This window comes from Vibrio penaeicida, assembly GCF_002933855.1.
In the GTDB taxonomy this organism is placed as follows: domain Bacteria; phylum Pseudomonadota; class Gammaproteobacteria; order Enterobacterales; family Vibrionaceae; genus Vibrio; species Vibrio penaeicida_A.
Window position 1 is genome coordinate 1 of the sequence record NZ_BFAQ01000015.1, and the last position, 17,392, is coordinate 17,392.

Consider the following 17,392-nt stretch of genomic DNA (forward strand, 5'->3'; position numbering starts at 1 on the left):
GCTCCAGAGATGAACTCTCGCCTTGTAGATATTATTTAGCAATTGAGCATTTCAATGCTCGGTTGTATTTGGACATAAAAAGACCCCCAATAATTGGTGTCCAACTATTGGGGGTCAGTTCACACTAAGCTGGCGTTTTTCATTTTGAAACATGAGTATCAATAGAAGCTATGAAACTTCGTTTACCAATCCCAACTCTGGTTTTTCGGGATCCGTTTTTTCTGACTCCGCTTTTCCAAGATCAGGAGTTTCATCTGATTTCACTTCTGCTTTAGGCTCTCTGCCAAGCATGAGCAAACAAGGCGTTAAAACCAGAGTTAACACTGTCGCAAATGCCAACCCACCCGCAACAGCGGTTGCTAATTGAGACCACCACTGTGTACTTGGCGCACCAAATTCTATCTTCTGATTAATAAGGTCAATGTTCATTTCCAATACCATTGGCAGAAGACCTAAAATAGTCGTCACAGTAGTTAACATAACCGGGCGAAGACGCTGTACTCCTGTACGCAATATCGCATTGGTTTTGTCTAAGCCGCGCTTTCTCAACTGATTGTATGTGTCAATGAGTACTATATTGTTGTTAACGACAATACCCGCCAGTGCAATAACACCAATTCCTGACATAATCACGCCAAATGGTCTTTGGAAAATCAACAAACCAACAAACACACCAACAGTAGAAAACAACACTGCACTCAAAATCAAAAATGCTTGATAGAAGCTATTGAACTGGGTAATAAGAATCAACGCCATCACAGCCAGTGCAATCAAGAACGCCTTTTGCAAGAATGCAGATGAGTTTTCTTGCTCCTCATTTTGTCCGCGGATTTTGTATTCCACACCTGCAGGAAGCTCTAGTGCTGCCAAAGCTTCTTCAATCTTTGGTAGTTCATTGGCCAGGTTGTATTCATCTCCCTCTTTCATGTCAGCCATGATGTTGATGATACGGTGCCCATCGAGACGTTGAATAGCGTCTTGCTTTTGATGCGGTTTAATATCTGCAAAGTTGGTAATTGGCACTAACCCCATTTGAGTTTTGACTCTCAATTGATCAAAGCGCCCAATATCTCGCTTGTCTTCAGGGAATCGAACCAGAATATCCACTTCTTCATTTGCATCATCGGGAAGATAGTCACCAATTTTCAATCCGTTTGTGACAAATTGAACCGTGTTTCCTACTAAGGTTGCGTCCGCTGCAAAACGTGAAGCATCATCGCGTCGAATATCGATTTGCCAATCGATACCCTCTTTACTTGATGTGTCATTCAGGTTTGTGAACGCAGGGTATGAATCCGCCCAGTGGCGTACAATTTTCGCTCCCTCATCCAAATTATCAGGTTGGCTTGAAGACATCTCGATGACCAAGTCATTTTCTACTGGGGGACCCGCATCTGGGAATTTATATTCGATCTCTACCCCTGCAAACTTGTTTGTCACTTCACGAAGTTCTTCGATAATGACGGTAACTTTACGACGATACTGCCAATCAATAGGGGTAATTTGGATCTGCCCTATCTCATCTTTTCCGCCTGTTTTGGTATAGACACTCTCAAACTCATCGTGCCCTAAAACCACCGCTTCAACTTCACGCATGATGGTGTCTTTTTCACGTAATGATAAATCGCCATGTGAGCGCACTTTTACAGTAAAGAATGGAGGATCAACTTCTGGGAAGAACTCCGCACCAAGACCAGCTTTGTTATAAGCAAAGCCAACGGCAACCGCCAGTAAAATTGCAGAAAATAGAATTTTGAGAGGGTGCTTAATCGCTACAGACAGCGTTTTATAATATGCCCTTGTTAAACCTGTCGCTTTTTCAAAGTCGCCATCATGCAGAGCCACCATTTCTTTCTGCTTCGCGGGGGAAACATACTGTTGTTTACCTAACAGTCCCCCAAGAACCGGAACAAACAATAGCGCCATGACCAAAGATGCACTTAACGTAGCAATCAGAGTCAGCGGTAGATACTTCATGAACTCGCCCGTGGTATCAGGCCAGAATAGCAAAGGAGCAAATGCCGCAAGCGTAGTAGCGGTAGAAGCGGTAATAGGCCATGCCATTCGTTTTGCAGCATCTCGGTAGGCATCTTTCTTATCTACGCCTTCTTGCATTCTTCTGTCTGCAAATTCGGTCACTACAATGGCACCATCCACCAGCATACCAACGGCCATGATCAACGAGAAAAGCACGACGATATTAACCGTTAAGCCAAATATCGCGAGAACCAGCAGCCCCGTAAGAAATGATCCAGGAATGGATACACCCACCAAGAAAGCCGTTCGCGTACCAAGAATCGCAATGATCACGATGACAACAAGAATGATCGCAGAAAGAATGTTGTTTTGAAGATCATTAAGCATGGTCTTCACATCTTTCGACTCATCCCAAGTATATTTAACTAACAGGTTTGAAGGCCAATCGTCTCGCTTCTGCGCCTCTGCTAGAACCAGCTTAACCAGATCAACCGTTTCAATGATGTTTTCGCCTGCTCGTTTCTTCACATCGAGAACGACAGCGGACTCACCATCGAGTCGAGCGTAGCTTTCTGGATCTCGGAATGCACGTCTTACTGTCGCGATATCACCAAACGTGATGACTTGTTTCCCATCAACTTTTACAGGCAACTCTAAGACGTCTTTTAGAGAATCGAAAACCGAAGGCACTTTGACAGAAAATCGTCCATAGCCAGTATCGACAAATCCTGCAGCAACAACTTTGTTATTTTGAGCAATCAGATTGTAGATATCGCCTTGATCAAGACCATAACTTTCCATAAGAAGTGGATCGACAATGATTTCAACAACATCATCGCGGTCACCAGCAATATCAACTTCAAGAACCTGGCGGAAACCTTCCAACTTATCTCGTATTTGGCGACCTACCTGAACAATAGTGCGTTCCGGTACTGTTCCGTACAGCACAACGGATAAGATCGGCTGCTCGGAAGCTAAAGTCACTTCATTAACGGTTGGTTCGTCACTGTCTGCTGGCAGCTTAGCTTTCGCTAAATCGACCGCCTCTCGGACATCAGCCATTGCTTTATTGAGGTCAACGCCGACATTAAATTCCAGCATGACAGAAGCATGACCTTCTGAAGCCGTGGAATTCATCTCTTTTACACCTTCAATTGAGCGTAGCTCTTGCTCAATAGGTCGAACAAGCAATCGCTCTGAGTCTCCAGGCGAGATACCTTGGTGTCCAACAGAAACATAGATAATAGGGATGGTAATGTCTGGGCTGGATTCTTTAGGGATCGCTTGGTAAGTCAATGCTCCTGCGACCAAAATCAAGATCAACAGAGTGAGCATTGTGCGGCTACGTGAGAGTGCCGCATCAATTACAGAATACATAATACAGCCCTCTTATTGGCGAGTAGCAATCACAGAGTCGCCATCACGGACGAACCCTTGACCGACAGTAATAATATCCACTTCACTGCCCAGACCTGTCAGCCAAACACCGTCTTGTTCCGCTTTAACCAATTGAATTGGAATAAACTTAACGACATCTTTAGCTTGAACCGTCTTCACGCCTAAGTTCCCAGATTCATCTAGAGCCAACATCGCTGGTGTAACTTTAACGGCGAGCTGAGTCTCTAGCTCAAGATCCACTTCAGCACTTACACCTGCTGGTGTTTTCTGCCCTTTGTTTGGAATTTCAATTTCGATGGCAAACGTATTCGTTGATAGAGAAGAGACACGAGAAAGATAGCGTAAACGCCCTTCAATAAGCTCACCAGTTACCAAGCGAATAGAAGCAAGTTGATTCAATTTAAGTTGATGTACATGACGCTCGCTGACATCTGCCTCAATAACCAACTTGGAAAGGTCTAAGACTTTCGCGACTGGATCACCCACACCAACGAAGTCCCCGACTTCAATCATCATGTCTTCAACAAAGCCCGAGAAAGGTGCTTTAACTTCAGTATTACTTAGTGCCAATTGTGCATTTCGAACACCAGCACGAGCATCAGTCAAAGAAGCTTGTGCATTGCTGTATGCAACTTCACCTTGTAACCCTCTTTTTTTCAGAGAGTTCGCTGCTTTAAATTCTTTCTCTTTAACAGTCAGTAACGCTTTAGCTTTCTCAAGCCTAATATCCAAATCTGCCTTGTCTATTTGAGCAATAGCCTGCCCTTTTTTAACAAAGTCACCTTTACTGGCTTTGAGCGCGACAATTTTTCCAGCGATTTCTGCACCGAGAGTGGCTTCACGGTTTGGTGCAGTACGACCATAGAGGTTAATATTTTTGGCGGTGGGTTGAGCTATAAAACTATCGACAACAACCTTTGCGAGTGGGATGGTTTCTTCCTGCTTATTACTTTGAGGGGATTCTTCCGCTTTTAGAATGCCAAGACCAAGCCAAACGGTGAGAATAGTAACGAGTATGAGGGAGACTAGCCAAGGGCGTTGAGAGAAAAAGCCATTAGTTCTTGCAACTGGCATACAAATTCCTTGTTATATTTTTTTGTCTTATACGACTTCCTAACGCAAAAGACTCAATTTAGATGGGGATTATATCTGAGCAACCTTAAGCTCAGATTAACATTGAATGACCCAATGCTAATCAAGTATACGGAAACAATACACCGTACCGAACGGTGTTTTGCATGTAATCTCACAAAAAAATGAAAAAACCCAGTAAATTACTGGGTTTTCATGGAATTAAAGGGCGTATTAAAACTGCGACTACACGCTAAATGATGCTCCACAACCACATGTTGTCGTTGCGTTAGGGTTGTTGACGAAGAAGCGACTGCCTTCTAAACCTTCAGTGTAGTCAACAATACCACCCATCAGGTACTGAAGGCTCATAGGGTCTACAACGAGAACAACACCATCATTTTCGATAATCGAGTCACCATCATTGACGGACTCATCAAACGTAAATCCGTATTGAAAACCACTGCAACCACCTCCAGTGATATATACACGCAGTTTTAGTTCTGGATTTTCTTCTTCAGAAATTAGGAGCTTTACACGTGCTGCCGCCGTATCTGAAAAGGACAAGGGTACATTTATTTCACTCACAACGACCTCTCTCACGCGGCTTATTTCTTCAATACGCCGACTTATTAAAATTTCGATTATTGGCTGATTATCTAATACCTGACTGTTACGTTCAAGTATTGCCTATTTCAACCTAAGTCACACAAAACTTTAAATTGGATAATGCAAAACTCGCGGTTACCGTTACAATGCGTGCGTTCAACTTAAATAAGGATTTCTCCATGACCAAATCAGCCGAGCTGTATCAAAAAGCGCAAGATATTATCCCGGGAGGCGTTAACTCCCCTGTACGCGCTTTTAATGGCGTCGGTGGCTCACCGCTATTTATAGAACGAGCTGACGGCGCATTTATCTTTGATGCTGATGGTAAAGCTTATATAGACTATGTTGGTTCATGGGGACCAATGATTCTGGGTCACAATCATGTCGCTGTTCGTGATGCCGTCGTTGAAGCCGCTAATCGCGGACTGAGTTTTGGTGCGCCAACAGAGATGGAAATCAAAATGGCGGAGTTGGTATCGACATTGGTTCCTTCTATGGAACAACTTCGTATGGTGAGTTCTGGGACTGAAGCCACTATGAGTGCTATTCGATTAGCTCGTGGCTATACTGGTCGAGACAAAATTCTAAAATTTGAAGGCTGTTACCATGGTCATGCAGATAGCTTATTAGTGAAAGCTGGCTCAGGAGCACTCACCCTAGGTCAGCCAAGCTCTCCAGGTGTACCTGCCGATTTTGCTAAATATACCCTTACTGCAACTTTCAACGATCTTGAGTCGGTAAAAGAACTGTTTGCAGCAAACAAAGGGGAGATCGCCTGCATTATTGTTGAACCTGTTGCTGGCAATATGAACTGTATCCCACCCGTCGATGGTTTCCACGAAGGTTTACGCAGCCTTTGCGATCAAGAAGGTGCTTTGCTGATTTTTGATGAGGTTATGACAGGGTTCCGTGTTGCACAAGGTGGTGCTCAGGCTTACTACAATATTCAGCCAGATTTGACTACGCTAGGTAAAGTGATTGGCGGTGGTATGCCAGTCGGTGCGTTTGGTGGTAAAAAAGAAGTCATGCAACATATCGCGCCAACAGGTCCAGTCTACCAAGCAGGTACCCTTTCTGGTAACCCCGTAGCAATGGCTGCTGGCTACGCTTGTTTGCAGGAATTAACCTGTGAAGGCAATGAACAACGTCTAGCCGACGTGACCAAGCAACTGGCTGATGGATTTAAAGAACTAGCCGATAAAAATGGCATTCCTTTGGTTGTGAATCAAGTTGGTGGGATGTTCGGGTTCTTCTTTACCGATCAGACTAACGTTACTCGCTATGAAGACGTCACAAAATGCGACATTGAGCGTTTTAAACGATTCTTCCACCTTATGCTTGATCACGGTGTTTATCTTGCACCTTCCGCATTTGAAGCAAGCTTCACTTCTTTGGCGCACGGCAGTAAAGAAATTGATGCAACGTTGGAAGCGGCAGACCGCTGTTTTGCGATCCTTGCTTCTGAAGCATAAATTCTTATACCTATTTTTAAATGAATAAAAATCGGTCTATTTAGGGCAGCCTTCGCTGCCCTTTTTATCGCCAATTGAGAATAACTAAAGCGATAAGCACACAATTACACAGTGTAAAACGCGATGCTCTCTTTCTTGTTCCTGAGCATGCTTTCTCTTTCCTACAACACGCCATAACGCTTTTCTTTTGTTGATAACCAATTGTATTACCGCCATTATAATGCACAGACTAAAAAGATTAGAGGCAATACCGTGTCAGATAAACTCAAGTTATCATCCAGTCACTGGGTACTCGTGCTCGCGCTTCTGGCTGCTGGTTATGCGTGCTATTTGCTTGTTCAACCCTACGTTAACTCTATTATCTTAGCGTTTATCATCTCACTACTGATGTTCCCTGTGCATGAGTGGTTAGAAGATAAAATGCCAAACTACAAAAACACCGCATCTGTCCTATCTTGCGTATTGCTCACTGTCATTATTGTTCTGCCTTTATTGGCTGTCTTTGCCGCCATCGTTCAGCAAGGATCTGGCTTTTCTCAAAATGCCTACAACTGGCTAACTCACGGCGGAATTCAAGAAGCCACATCTCACCCATTTGTAATAAAGGCTCTCGGTTTTGTTAATGAGTATCTGCCTTTTGATGCCATTGATCCTCAGCAAATTGCCCAGAAAGTTGCAGAGTTTGTCTCTCAATTTGGTTCTCAGTTAGTGGCATTTAGTGCCAAAGTGCTTGGAGATGCGACCAGCTTCTTAATGGATTTCTTTTTGATGTTGTTTGTGCTTTTCTTCCTTTTAAGAGATCACGACAAAATCATTAAAGCTATCCGCCATATACTCCCTCTTTCTCGCAGCCAAGAAGACCGGCTACTGGAAGAAATTGAGAAAGTATCAAAGTCTGCAGTTTTAGGCTCATTTCTCACTGCAATAGCACAAGGCTTGGCAGGTGGTATTGGAATGTGGCTAACGGGTTTCCCTGGGTTATTTTGGGGAACAATGATGGGATTTGCTTCCTTCATTCCACTTGTTGGTACCGCTTTAATATGGATACCTGCGGCAATTTACCTATTTGTTACTGGTGATACAGGTTGGGCAGTATTCCTAACCATATGGAGTGTCGTCATTGTTGGCTCTATAGATAATATTTTACGTCCGCTGCTAATGCAGGGCAGTGCTGGAATGAACACATTGATGATTTTCTTCTCTCTATTAGGGGGTATCCAGCTATTCGGGTTAATAGGTTTAATCTATGGCCCACTCATCTTTGCCGTCACTATGGTGCTGTTCACTATTTACGAAGAAGAATTCCAAACCTTCTTGAATAAACAAGACAACAGTTAAATTCTGTTGGCCTAATTCCTTCGTAGGCACTTCAAGCTATGGTCGGATTGTGCGAGAATCCGACCATATTTTCCTTTTCGAGATCCTTTCATGTCAGCATTTACCGCTCCTAGTCAAATTGCAGAGCGAAATCTGGAATATTTTAATGGCAAACACGTATTGGTTGCGGGCGAAGCAGAAGATCTGTTTCCAATAGAACTCGGCAAGAATTGTGAAAGTGTTTCCGTATTTACTACGCATTATGGTTACTATCACCAACTCGAAAACCACTCCTCTATTCAACGTTTTTTCGGTGAAGAATTCACGGCGCCAACCCAAGCCGATCTCATCTTGCTGTATTGGCCAAAAGCAAAAGCAGAAGCTGAATATTTGTTAGCGATGTTGATGAGCAAATTCGGTGTCGATACGGAAATTGTTGTCATCGGAGAAAACCGTTCTGGCATCAAAAGTATAGAAAAATTCTTTAAACCCTATGGTGTCATTAAGAAATACGATTCAGCACGCCGTTGCTCATTTTACTGGGGGCAATGCACCTCTGAGCCCGCAGAATTTAACATTCAGCAGTGGTACAAAAGCTATGCATTGAATATTGACGGTGCTGACTTAACCATAAAAAGCTTACCCGGTGTGTTTAGCCATGGTGAGTTTGATATTGGTACCCAACTACTATTGAAAACGCTCCCTAACTTAGCAGGAAAAGTGCTCGACTTCGGGTGTGGTGCAGGGGTTATTGGCGCTGCGATGGCGAATCAATTCCCAGAAATCAACTTATCTATGTGCGATGTCAGTGCACTAGCCGTTGCATCTTCCAAGGCGACCCTTGCAGCTAACAATATTGAAGGTCATGTGTTTGCAACAGACGTATATTCAGATGTGAATGATTCTTATGATTTTTTAATCTCCAATCCCCCATTTCATTCAGGCTTAGATACCAGCTACAGTGCGACAGAAACATTGTTGGCTCAGGCCCCTGCTTACTTGAATAAAAGAGGGACATTACACATCGTCGCCAATAGCTTTCTAAAATACCCCCCAATTATTGAAAAAGCATTTGGGCACTGCGAGTTAGCCGACAAAACAACAAAATTCGCTATCTACCAAGCAAATAAAGCATAACGGTTAGAGTATATCTGCCAGCCTGTTCTCTCATGCTGGTAGCGGCGTTTACTACGCTATTGACGCGACAGTTGCCTAGCTTCACTCAAATTTTGCGTTATTGACCACGATTTGTATGGGACTTACTTGATTAAGAAAAAAAACCTCGTATAAACGTTAAAATCGTCATTTCCCGTTTTGTCGTTTTCGTCGCAGCCTACGAAAACGGCTTGAGTTGTTAATAGGCTTTTTTAAACGACACTTATGTTTAAACCTAATAAAAAACAAAAATTTAAACGTCTTCAGCACACGTTAATGGTGGCTTTTCTCGTTTTGAGTATTACGCCACTGACTATGATCGCGCTGTTTTTTCTCCAGTCCCATAGTAAAGATTTACAAGAACAAAGTACGTCTCACCTCCTTTCAGTTCGAGATACAAAAAAACAACAGTTGCTCGATTACTTCGAAGCAAAAGAGTCCGAAGTGATGGGCTTTGTCCGCTCTGAACTCGCGTACAACAGTGGCGGGAGATTCTACGGTTTAATTAATGCTTTTAATAACTTAGGCGAAACCATCGAACAGGCGCGAGACTATGCGCAACAGCGCTATATACAAGGTTCTGGCGATCAAATAAAAACGTCGGTATTACCAGAATCCGAAGACTACCAAGGTAGCGAGCGCTACCGATTAATGCACAAACGCTATCACCGCCGCTACGTAGACTTGCTTAAACGTAGCGATTTTGACGATATCTTGTTAGTGGATATGGATGGTAATGTCGTTTATTCTCTAAACAAATACGACAATTACGGCACTAACCTAAATACCGGGAAATACAGTGAAAGTAATCTTGGAAAAACATTTAACGCACTAAAAGAAAAGGTTAAAAAGCACAAAGACAATCAAGATTTCACACCTATCGCCATGTCGGATTTTGCCTTAGAAGGCAATGAGCATGTGGCGTGGTTTGCCGCCCCCATTGTGCAGCATGAATACCTACACAGTTACGCGCTATTTCGCTTGCCCAGTACCAAACTTTTGTCGCTGTTTGAAGATGCTGCGACAAGTAAAACAATCAAGGCCTTCCTAGTTGGTGAAGATAAAGCAGCTCGTATTTTTAACGTATCTCAAGAAGAAATTGACGAAAGTGCCGAGATTATCGACCTTGCTTTAAATGATCAAACTTCAGTAAAAACGTTTGTAAACACCTCTGGCGAAAACATTATTGCCGCGTACACGAACATTCAAATTCAAAACATTGAATGGGCATTAGTTGCGGAGCGTACGGAAGCAGAAGCTTTCGCTCGAATACAACAGCTTGAAAAAGTGTTCGTGGTCGCGATGTTTATCGCCATTATCTTGGTGGTGATTTGTTCACATTATCTGTCTAATTTTATTACCTCCCCCCTTCTCAAGCTAACTTGGTCGGCAGAACGAGTATCTGCTGGTGATCTTGATGAAGTGATGTTTGAAACAAAACGCAAAGATGAAATAGGCAGGTTAGGTGTCAGCTTCCAGCGTATGCAGCGCTCAATACGCGAAAAAATCCTAACGATTAAATCTCAAAATGAAGAGCTTGAAGCACATTTGAAAGTGATTCAGACCCAAAATGATGAGTTACAACTCGCCAACAAGTTAAAAGATGAGTTTCTCGCAACAACCTCTCATGAATTGAGAACGCCACTACACGGAATGGTCGGTATTGCTGAAGCTCTCATCAGTGGGGCAAATGGTCCAATCCCTGCCAATCAGAAACACCAATTAGACATCATCATTAACAGCGGTCAACGGCTGGCGACTTTGGTCGATGATTTACTCGATTATCATAAGATGCGTTATGGCAGCTTAGACATTCAAGCTTCAGCGGTAAACTTATCCTCATCTACCCGGCTTGTTTTGGAATTGTCTCAGCACTTGTTGGGGAACAAATCCATTCGAATCATTAACCAAGTCCCGATGGATCTTCCTTTGGTTTCCGCGGACCCTCAGCGCATTGAGCAAGTACTTTACAACCTAATCGGTAATGCTATTAAGTACACGTCGGAGGGTAAAATCGTTATTTCCGCGACCGTACTCGACGAAAAACTTAGGGTACAAGTAGTTGATACCGGACAAGGTATACCAGCAGAACAGCTGGAACATATATTCGAACCCTTAATTCAAGCTGGGCAAGATTCTAGTCGCTACCGACAAGGTGCTGGGCTTGGGTTATCAATTAGCCGCCAGTTAATTGAGCTGATGGGTGGAACGCTGTATGTCAGTAGCCAACCTTTAGTAGGAACCACATTCAGTTTTTCATTACCTCTAGCGTCTGAAGAAGAGATTTCCATATCCAAACAACTGGGAACACAAAGCCACTTTCAGGCGCCTGATAATTCAGACAGCGCTAAACTGGATGAGAATTCATTACCTGAAAATCCAGATGGCCCGCTGATTGTCGTTGCAGATGATGAGCCTGTGAATCTACAGATTCTGGACAGTTTCCTCAAAATGGAAGGCTATAGAGTTAAAACAGCAAAAGATGGGACTGAAGCATTAGAATTGGTTCAGCAAGAGAAGCCTGAGCTACTCCTTTTAGACGTTATGATGCCAGGCTTAAGCGGTTATCAAGTATGTGAGCAAGTCAGATTGAGTTATGACCATTCAGAATTGCCCGTCATCATGCTCACCGCTTTAAGTCAAACTAACGATAGAATCAAAGGCTTTGACAGTGGGGCCAATGACTATCTCACTAAACCATTTAACAAGTTAGAGCTAGCATCACGTATTAAAGCTCACCTCGCTGCGGGTAAAGCCGAGCTAAGACGAATTGAAAACGACAAGCTTCAAGCTGAATTAAAACAGCGTGCACTAGTCGAGGCAAACTTGCTTGAAACGCAAGGTAGGTTGCTTGAGCAGTTAGAGTCGGCTCCCGAAGCGATTCTCTGCCTGCGAGATGACGGTAGAATTCGTTTCGCTAATGAAGCCGCAACAAAACTATTTAAACGAACACAAGAGCAACTTAAACGCTCTAATGGCGATGAAGTTATCGCCCCTAAATATCTCAACCTTCAGGAAGATCACTTCTGCGGCGGTATTGATGTATACGTCGACGATCGACGCGACCACATTTCTGCGGATGTGCTTAAGCTCCCCGAAGGGTCCGATATCCATTACATGTATATATTCAATGTCGGTGGTGGCTTAAATGCAGCCAGAATTAACAATCTAGAAACAGCGGTAGAGGCTTTGTCGAGCTACGCATTTGAGGGAGATAAGGGTAAGCTTCAGCAACTTAAAGAGCTAGGTGGGGAGTTTACACGCATCGCCGATAAAGTGTCGGGACGCGGTGGTGATAAACAGGAACTGATGAGAGAAATTCTCGTCGATTCGATGACAACAGCCATCGATTACTGGGAATCTGAAACAGGTCAGACTAAATTCTCTTTTGCCGAGCAAAGTGGGCTATGGCGTGTATACCTAGACAGAAGTACACTTCAAACCCGAACTCTTGATAAGTATTTGAGAGTAGAAACACTACCAAAAACACCTAGATGGCGAACTGTAATTAACTCTATCGAGTTCATACTAGAGCATTGCCATACGCCTAGCGGCCAACGTGAAAAGTTGATTACACTGAGAGACAAGCTGCAAAAACTTTTGACTTCGTAACTCATAAGGCTTTTTAAAAGCAGGGGTTTGAAAGTAAAGGGGTGTTAAAGCAAAAAGCATTAAAGCAAACGAAGGCTTCGATTATGAAGCCTTTTTTATTGCTAGTTTCAGTTACTCTTTCTACTCAACAAAATGCCTTATTCCAATCACATTCAACCATCCCTGTAGCGTATAAAGCGCAATATTCTGACCGCCCCAAACTTGATTTAAACAAAAAAGCCACAAACCTTCAAACCTCCTTTTCACCTCTAGAAAGGTATTATAATTGAGTGCTTTTCTATTCAACGCTCAGTATTTTTATTCAAGAAACCCTCTACAGAAACAAGGTTTTTTTTCACTGTTATCTTTCGCTTAATTTCACGAACAACAGGGTTATTTTACCGTTTAAATTAACCTTAAAATCGCACACCTAAATCACCCCTAATTTCGTTGTTTTTACGAATTTATCAGGTAAACACCCCGTTTTGTTACGTCTTTGAGAAGCCAGTCACAACAAATTGTCAGAATAATTTTATCGATGTAAATTAACGTAAGAACCGCATAGTGAGTAAGATCTCTTTAAAAAGACAACCCTGAAAAAAGCCATAAAGAACCAAGAACAAACAGTTAGCAAACACTAACTAAGATAATATAAAACAGCACTTTATTAGACATTGATCACACCAATAGAATTGATTAAAAAATACACACCAAGGCTTATTTTGACGTTTATGACGTAGTTAAACGTAGTTTTAACGTTTTTAACGTACACCCTATTTGACCATTTACTCTGCAAGGTGTTTTCTTAGCCTTGACCGAGGGCTATAGGCCACCCAACTTCTCTCAATTTTCGAAGTTGGCGGATGTTGGGATAGCCGCGGCGAGTGTTTATCAATTGATGACATTCACATCCATTTAGTGAAATAAAAGCAATGAGTAAGGAACAGCTATGCTTGCCAATATTAAGAAGACAGCGCTAGCAGTCGCAGTAGTTGCAGCAGCAACTGCCGTCGCTCCTGTAGTTTCAGCTGCAGAGCGTAGTGAACTGACAATTCACCCTAAAGAGTTCACCACGTTCGTTCGTAACTTCAACCCATTCTTGGGCGCAACTCACCTTCACACAACTTGGGACTTCCTATACGAGCCTTTAGTTGTGTTTAACGAAATGCACGGCAACACGCCAGTTATGCGTTTGGCTGAAGACTTCAAAATGTCTGACGACCTAATGAGCGTAACCTTTGACATCCGTAAGGGTGTGAAATGGTCGGACGGCGAAAAGTTCACTGCAGACGACGTTGTATTCTCTTTCGACCTTGTAAAGAAAACACCAGCTCTTGACCAACACGGTACAAACAACTGGGTTGCTAACGTTGAGAAAATCGACGAGTACAAAGTACGTTTCCGTTTGACTGAAGCTAACTCAAATGTACCTTACGAAATTGCTAAAGTTTCTATCGTACCTGAGCACGTTTGGTCTAAAGTTGAAGATCCAACAACGTTTATGAACGAGAACCCTGTTGGTTCAGGTCCGTTCACAGAAATTGCTACTTTCACACCTCAACTTTACGTTCAATGTCGTAACCCACAATACTGGGACAACGATAACCTAGAAGTTGATTGTCTGCGTGTTCCACAAATCGCAAACAACGACCAGTTCTTAGGCAAAGTTGTAAACAGCGAAATGGACTGGACTTCTTCATTCATTCCGGACATCGACCGTACTTACGCAGCAGCAAGCCCTAAACACCACTACTGGTACCCGCCAGCAGGTACTCAGGCGTTTGTTGTAAACTTCAAGCACCCTGATGCAGCGAAGAACGAAGCACTTAACAATGTTGAATTCCGTCGTGCATTCTCAATGGCTCTAGACCGTCAAACTATCATCGACATCGCGTTCTACGGTGGCGGTACAGTGAATGACTTCGCATCTGGTCTAGGTTATGCGTTTGAAGCTTGGTCTGATGAAAAGACTCACAACAAGTACAAGGGCTACAACACGTACAATGTTGATGGTGCTAAAGCACTTCTGAAGAAAGCTGGATTCAAAGACGTAAACAACGATGGTTTCGTTGACACACCATCTGGTAAGTCTTTTGAGCTGTTGGTTCAATCTCCAAATGGTTGGACTGATTTCAACAACACAGTACAGCTAGCGGTAGAGCAACTTCAAGAAGTTGGCATCAAAGCACGTGCTCGTACACCAGATTTCTCTGTGTACAACCAAGCGATGCTTGAAGGTACTTACGACGTTGCATACACAAACTACTTCCACGGTGCTGACCCGTACCTATACTGGAACAGTGCATACAACTCAAACCTTCAAGAAGGTGCAGGTATGCCTCGTTTTGCAATGCACTACTTCAAAGACAGCAAGCTAGATTCACTTCTAGACAGCTTCTACAAGACTGCAAACAAAAACGAGCAGCTTGAAATCGCTCATGGCATTCAGCAAATCATCGCATCTAACCAAGTAACGATCCCTGTAATGTCTGGTGCTTACATGTACCAATACAACACAGCTCGTTTCACAGGTTGGTGGAGTGAGAAGAATCCTAAGGGACGTCCAAATGTTTGGGCTGGTATCCCTGAGCGTCTGCTTCACGTACTGGACCTAAAACCAGTTAAGTAAGCAATAACCTTTGCGGTGCGCATTCCGTGCACCGCTCTCTAAACCCTCTTCCTAGTTGTTTAAGGTATGGCGCTCGTCGTCAGGGGGTTTTTCGTTCCAAAAAGAGCGTCCTGAATCCAGGATCAGGTAAAAAATCTGGGTGAGTAAGGTATAAGTTATGGGATATTTTTTAAGACGTTTGTCGTTTTACTTTATTGCGCTGTTAGTTGCAGCCACTTTGAACTTCATCATTCCGCGAGCAATGCCAGGTGACCCAGTTACCATGATGTTCGCTAACGCTTCTGTTCAGGTAACACCTGAGCGTATTGAAGCAATGAAACAACTTCTGGGCTTTGTGGATGGTCCAATTTGGGTACAGTATTTTGCCTACATGAAAAACATCCTAAGCTGGGAACTGGGCACTTCAATTCAGTTCTACCCTCTTAGCGTAAACGAGCTACTTGGTAGCGCGTTTGGCTGGTCTCTTTTCCTAGCCGGTACTGCCGTTGTTCTATCATTTTCAATCGGTTCTATTTTAGGTATTTTCGCTGCGTGGAAACGTGGTAGCCGTTACGACACCTTTATCACTCCAGGTATGCTGATCATTCAAGCGGTACCGCAGGTTGTTATCGCGATGCTAGCTCTGTTTACCTTTGCGATTGGTCTTAAGTGGTTCCCTACGGGTTACGCTTACACGGCGGGTACATTACCTGAATGGACAAGCTGGGAGTTCTACAAAGACGCCGCTTACCACGCTGTTCTTCCATTATTCTGTGCTTCAGTAGTGCAAATCGGTGGCTTCTTGGTGAACATGCGTAACAACATGATCAACCTATTGGCTGAAGATTATATCACCATGGCGAAAGGTAAAGGTCTGAGCGAAAACCGTGTGGTATTCAACTACGCAGCCCGTAACGCCTTACTTCCAAGTGTGACAGCACTGTCTATGTCTCTTGGTATGGCGATCGGTGGTCAGCTTATCATCGAAATCATCTTTAACTACCCTGGTCTTGGCTCGGTGCTATTTAACGCTATTCACGCTCGTGATTACCAAGTACTTCAGGGACAACTACTCATTATGACCCTGTTTATGCTGTTCTTTAACCTGGTTGCAGACATGTTGTATGTGGTTCTTGACCCACGCCTACGTAAGGGAGGCAAATAATCATGAAAGGTTTCGCTAAATTAGTTTGGAGCAACCCCGTTGCTATGATTGGTGTCGTTATTCTGAGCCTATTCTTATTCATGGCTTTGGCTGCACCTATTATTACGAAACACGCGCCAGATAAGCGTACTGGTAAGCCACATGAATACCCTGGCTTTGTTGTTAAAGCTGCTCAAAATAATCCAGACGGTTGGGTTGCAGAAAACTTAGCAACAGATCGCCGCACCCTGCTTATGTCGAAAAAAGCAGACCATATTTTCGGAACAACTCGCATGGGTCGTGACGTATGGTCTCAGCTAGCATACGGTGCTCGCGTGTCGCTTTCAGTCGGCTTCGGTGCCGGTATTACCGTGTGTTTCCTAGCCACTATCATAGGTATCTCAGCGGGTTACTTTGGCGGTCGGGTCGATGACATTCTGACAGCCGCAATGAATATCATGCTCGTTATTCCACAATATCCACTCCTGTTTGTACTGGCGGCGTTTATTGGGGAGGCAGGACCGTTAACCATTGCCATCATAGTCGGGTGTACATCCTGGGCTTGGGGCGCAAGGGTTATTCGATCGCAAACACTGGCGTTGCGTGAGAAAGAGTTTGTTAAAGCAGCAGAAGTATTGGGTGAGTCTTCTTGGAGAATCATCTTTGTTGAAATCTTGCCAAACCTTATCCCAATTGTAGGTGCAAGTTTCATCGGTTCAGTTATGTACGCCATCATGATGGAAGCGACAATCTCATTCCTAGGTCTTGGCGACCCAAGCACTATCAGCTGGGGCATCATGCTTTACAACGTGCAAACCTCTTCATCAATGCTAATTGGCGCTTGGTGGGAGCTAGTCGCACCGTGTATGGCTCTGACATTGCTGGTTACAGGTCTTGCCCTGCTTAACTTCGCAGTAGATGAAATTGCTAACCCGCAACTGCGTTCTCACAAGGGTATGAAGCGTTGGAAAAAACTCAACGCTCAAGACCAAAAAGAACGTCAACCAGAACTTCCACCACAAAATGCACTTTGGAGCGGAGACAAGTAAT

General features: G+C 43.6%; 10 protein-coding genes. 7 read left to right on the forward strand and 3 right to left on the reverse strand.

Annotated features, from left to right (window positions below):
* Nucleotides 1-168: 168 nt before the first annotated feature.
* The 3 genes from VPNCDNU1_RS08305 to erpA form a co-directional block, all read right to left on the reverse strand.
* Nucleotides 169-3,354, reverse strand: a complete 3,186-nt coding sequence (locus VPNCDNU1_RS08305) for an efflux RND transporter permease subunit (protein WP_104399919.1) — start codon at nt 3,352-3,354, stop codon at nt 169-171.
* A 12-nt stretch (nt 3,355-3,366) separates the two neighbouring features.
* Entirely contained in the window at nt 3,367-4,449 is a 1,083-nt protein-coding gene (locus tag VPNCDNU1_RS08310) for an efflux RND transporter periplasmic adaptor subunit (protein ID WP_104399920.1), read from the reverse strand.
* Nucleotides 4,450-4,692: 243 nt separating this feature from the next.
* Nucleotides 4,693-5,034 carry an iron-sulfur cluster insertion protein ErpA gene (gene erpA / locus VPNCDNU1_RS08315; RefSeq protein ID WP_104399921.1) on the reverse strand — a complete coding sequence of 114 codons (342 nt, stop codon included), beginning with the start codon at nt 5,032-5,034 and terminating at the stop codon, nt 4,693-4,695.
* A gap of 200 nt (nt 5,035-5,234) precedes the next feature.
* Between erpA and hemL the strand changes: the two genes are divergently transcribed.
* From hemL to VPNCDNU1_RS08355, 7 genes are all read left to right on the forward strand, one after another.
* Entirely contained in the window at nt 5,235-6,527 is a 1,293-nt protein-coding gene (hemL, locus tag VPNCDNU1_RS08320; protein ID WP_104399922.1) for a glutamate-1-semialdehyde 2,1-aminomutase, read from the forward strand.
* A 252-nt stretch (nt 6,528-6,779) separates the two neighbouring features.
* Entirely contained in the window at nt 6,780-7,865 is a 1,086-nt protein-coding gene (locus VPNCDNU1_RS08325) for an AI-2E family transporter (protein WP_104399923.1), read from the forward strand.
* 90 nt (nt 7,866-7,955) lie between these two features.
* Nucleotides 7,956-8,981 (forward strand): 16S rRNA (guanine(1207)-N(2))-methyltransferase RsmC, encoded by a 1,026-nt coding sequence (gene rsmC, locus VPNCDNU1_RS08330; RefSeq protein WP_104399924.1) that lies wholly within the window; start codon nt 7,956-7,958, stop codon nt 8,979-8,981.
* Between the two features lie 243 nt (nt 8,982-9,224).
* The gene (locus VPNCDNU1_RS08335; protein WP_104399925.1) at nt 9,225-12,611 is read left to right on the forward strand and encodes an ATP-binding protein; all 3,387 of its coding nucleotides are present in this window, start codon (nt 9,225-9,227) and stop codon (nt 12,609-12,611) included.
* 928 nt (nt 12,612-13,539) lie between these two features.
* Nucleotides 13,540-15,219, forward strand: coding sequence for an ABC transporter substrate-binding protein (locus tag VPNCDNU1_RS08345; RefSeq protein ID WP_101113264.1), 1,680 nt, complete (start codon nt 13,540-13,542; stop codon nt 15,217-15,219).
* A 157-nt stretch (nt 15,220-15,376) separates the two neighbouring features.
* Nucleotides 15,377-16,363 carry an ABC transporter permease gene (locus tag VPNCDNU1_RS08350; protein WP_101113265.1) on the forward strand — a complete coding sequence of 329 codons (987 nt, stop codon included), beginning with the start codon at nt 15,377-15,379 and terminating at the stop codon, nt 16,361-16,363.
* A gap of 2 nt (nt 16,364-16,365) precedes the next feature.
* Nucleotides 16,366-17,391: an ABC transporter permease gene (locus tag VPNCDNU1_RS08355; protein ID WP_104399927.1), complete on the forward strand. Its 1,026-nt coding sequence runs from the start codon at nt 16,366-16,368 to the stop codon at nt 17,389-17,391.
* Nucleotide 17,392 lies beyond the last annotated feature (1 nt).

Bases quoted from the DNA above. Each gene is read 5' to 3' on its own strand.
- VPNCDNU1_RS08305 (WP_104399919.1), bottom strand. From the start codon at position 3,354: ATGTATTCTGTAATTGATGCGGCACTCTCACGTAGCCGCACAATGCTC.
- VPNCDNU1_RS08310 (WP_104399920.1), bottom strand. From the start codon at position 4,449: ATGCCAGTTGCAAGAACTAATGGCTTTTTCTCTCAACGCCCTTGGCTA.
- hemL (WP_104399922.1), top strand. From the start codon at position 5,235: ATGACCAAATCAGCCGAGCTGTATCAAAAAGCGCAAGATATTATCCCG.
- rsmC (WP_104399924.1), top strand. From the start codon at position 7,956: ATGTCAGCATTTACCGCTCCTAGTCAAATTGCAGAGCGAAATCTGGAA.
- VPNCDNU1_RS08335 (WP_104399925.1), top strand. From the start codon at position 9,225: ATGTTTAAACCTAATAAAAAACAAAAATTTAAACGTCTTCAGCACACG.
- VPNCDNU1_RS08345 (WP_101113264.1), top strand. From the start codon at position 13,540: ATGCTTGCCAATATTAAGAAGACAGCGCTAGCAGTCGCAGTAGTTGCA.
- VPNCDNU1_RS08350 (WP_101113265.1), top strand. From the start codon at position 15,377: ATGGGATATTTTTTAAGACGTTTGTCGTTTTACTTTATTGCGCTGTTA.
- VPNCDNU1_RS08355 (WP_104399927.1), top strand. From the start codon at position 16,366: ATGAAAGGTTTCGCTAAATTAGTTTGGAGCAACCCCGTTGCTATGATT.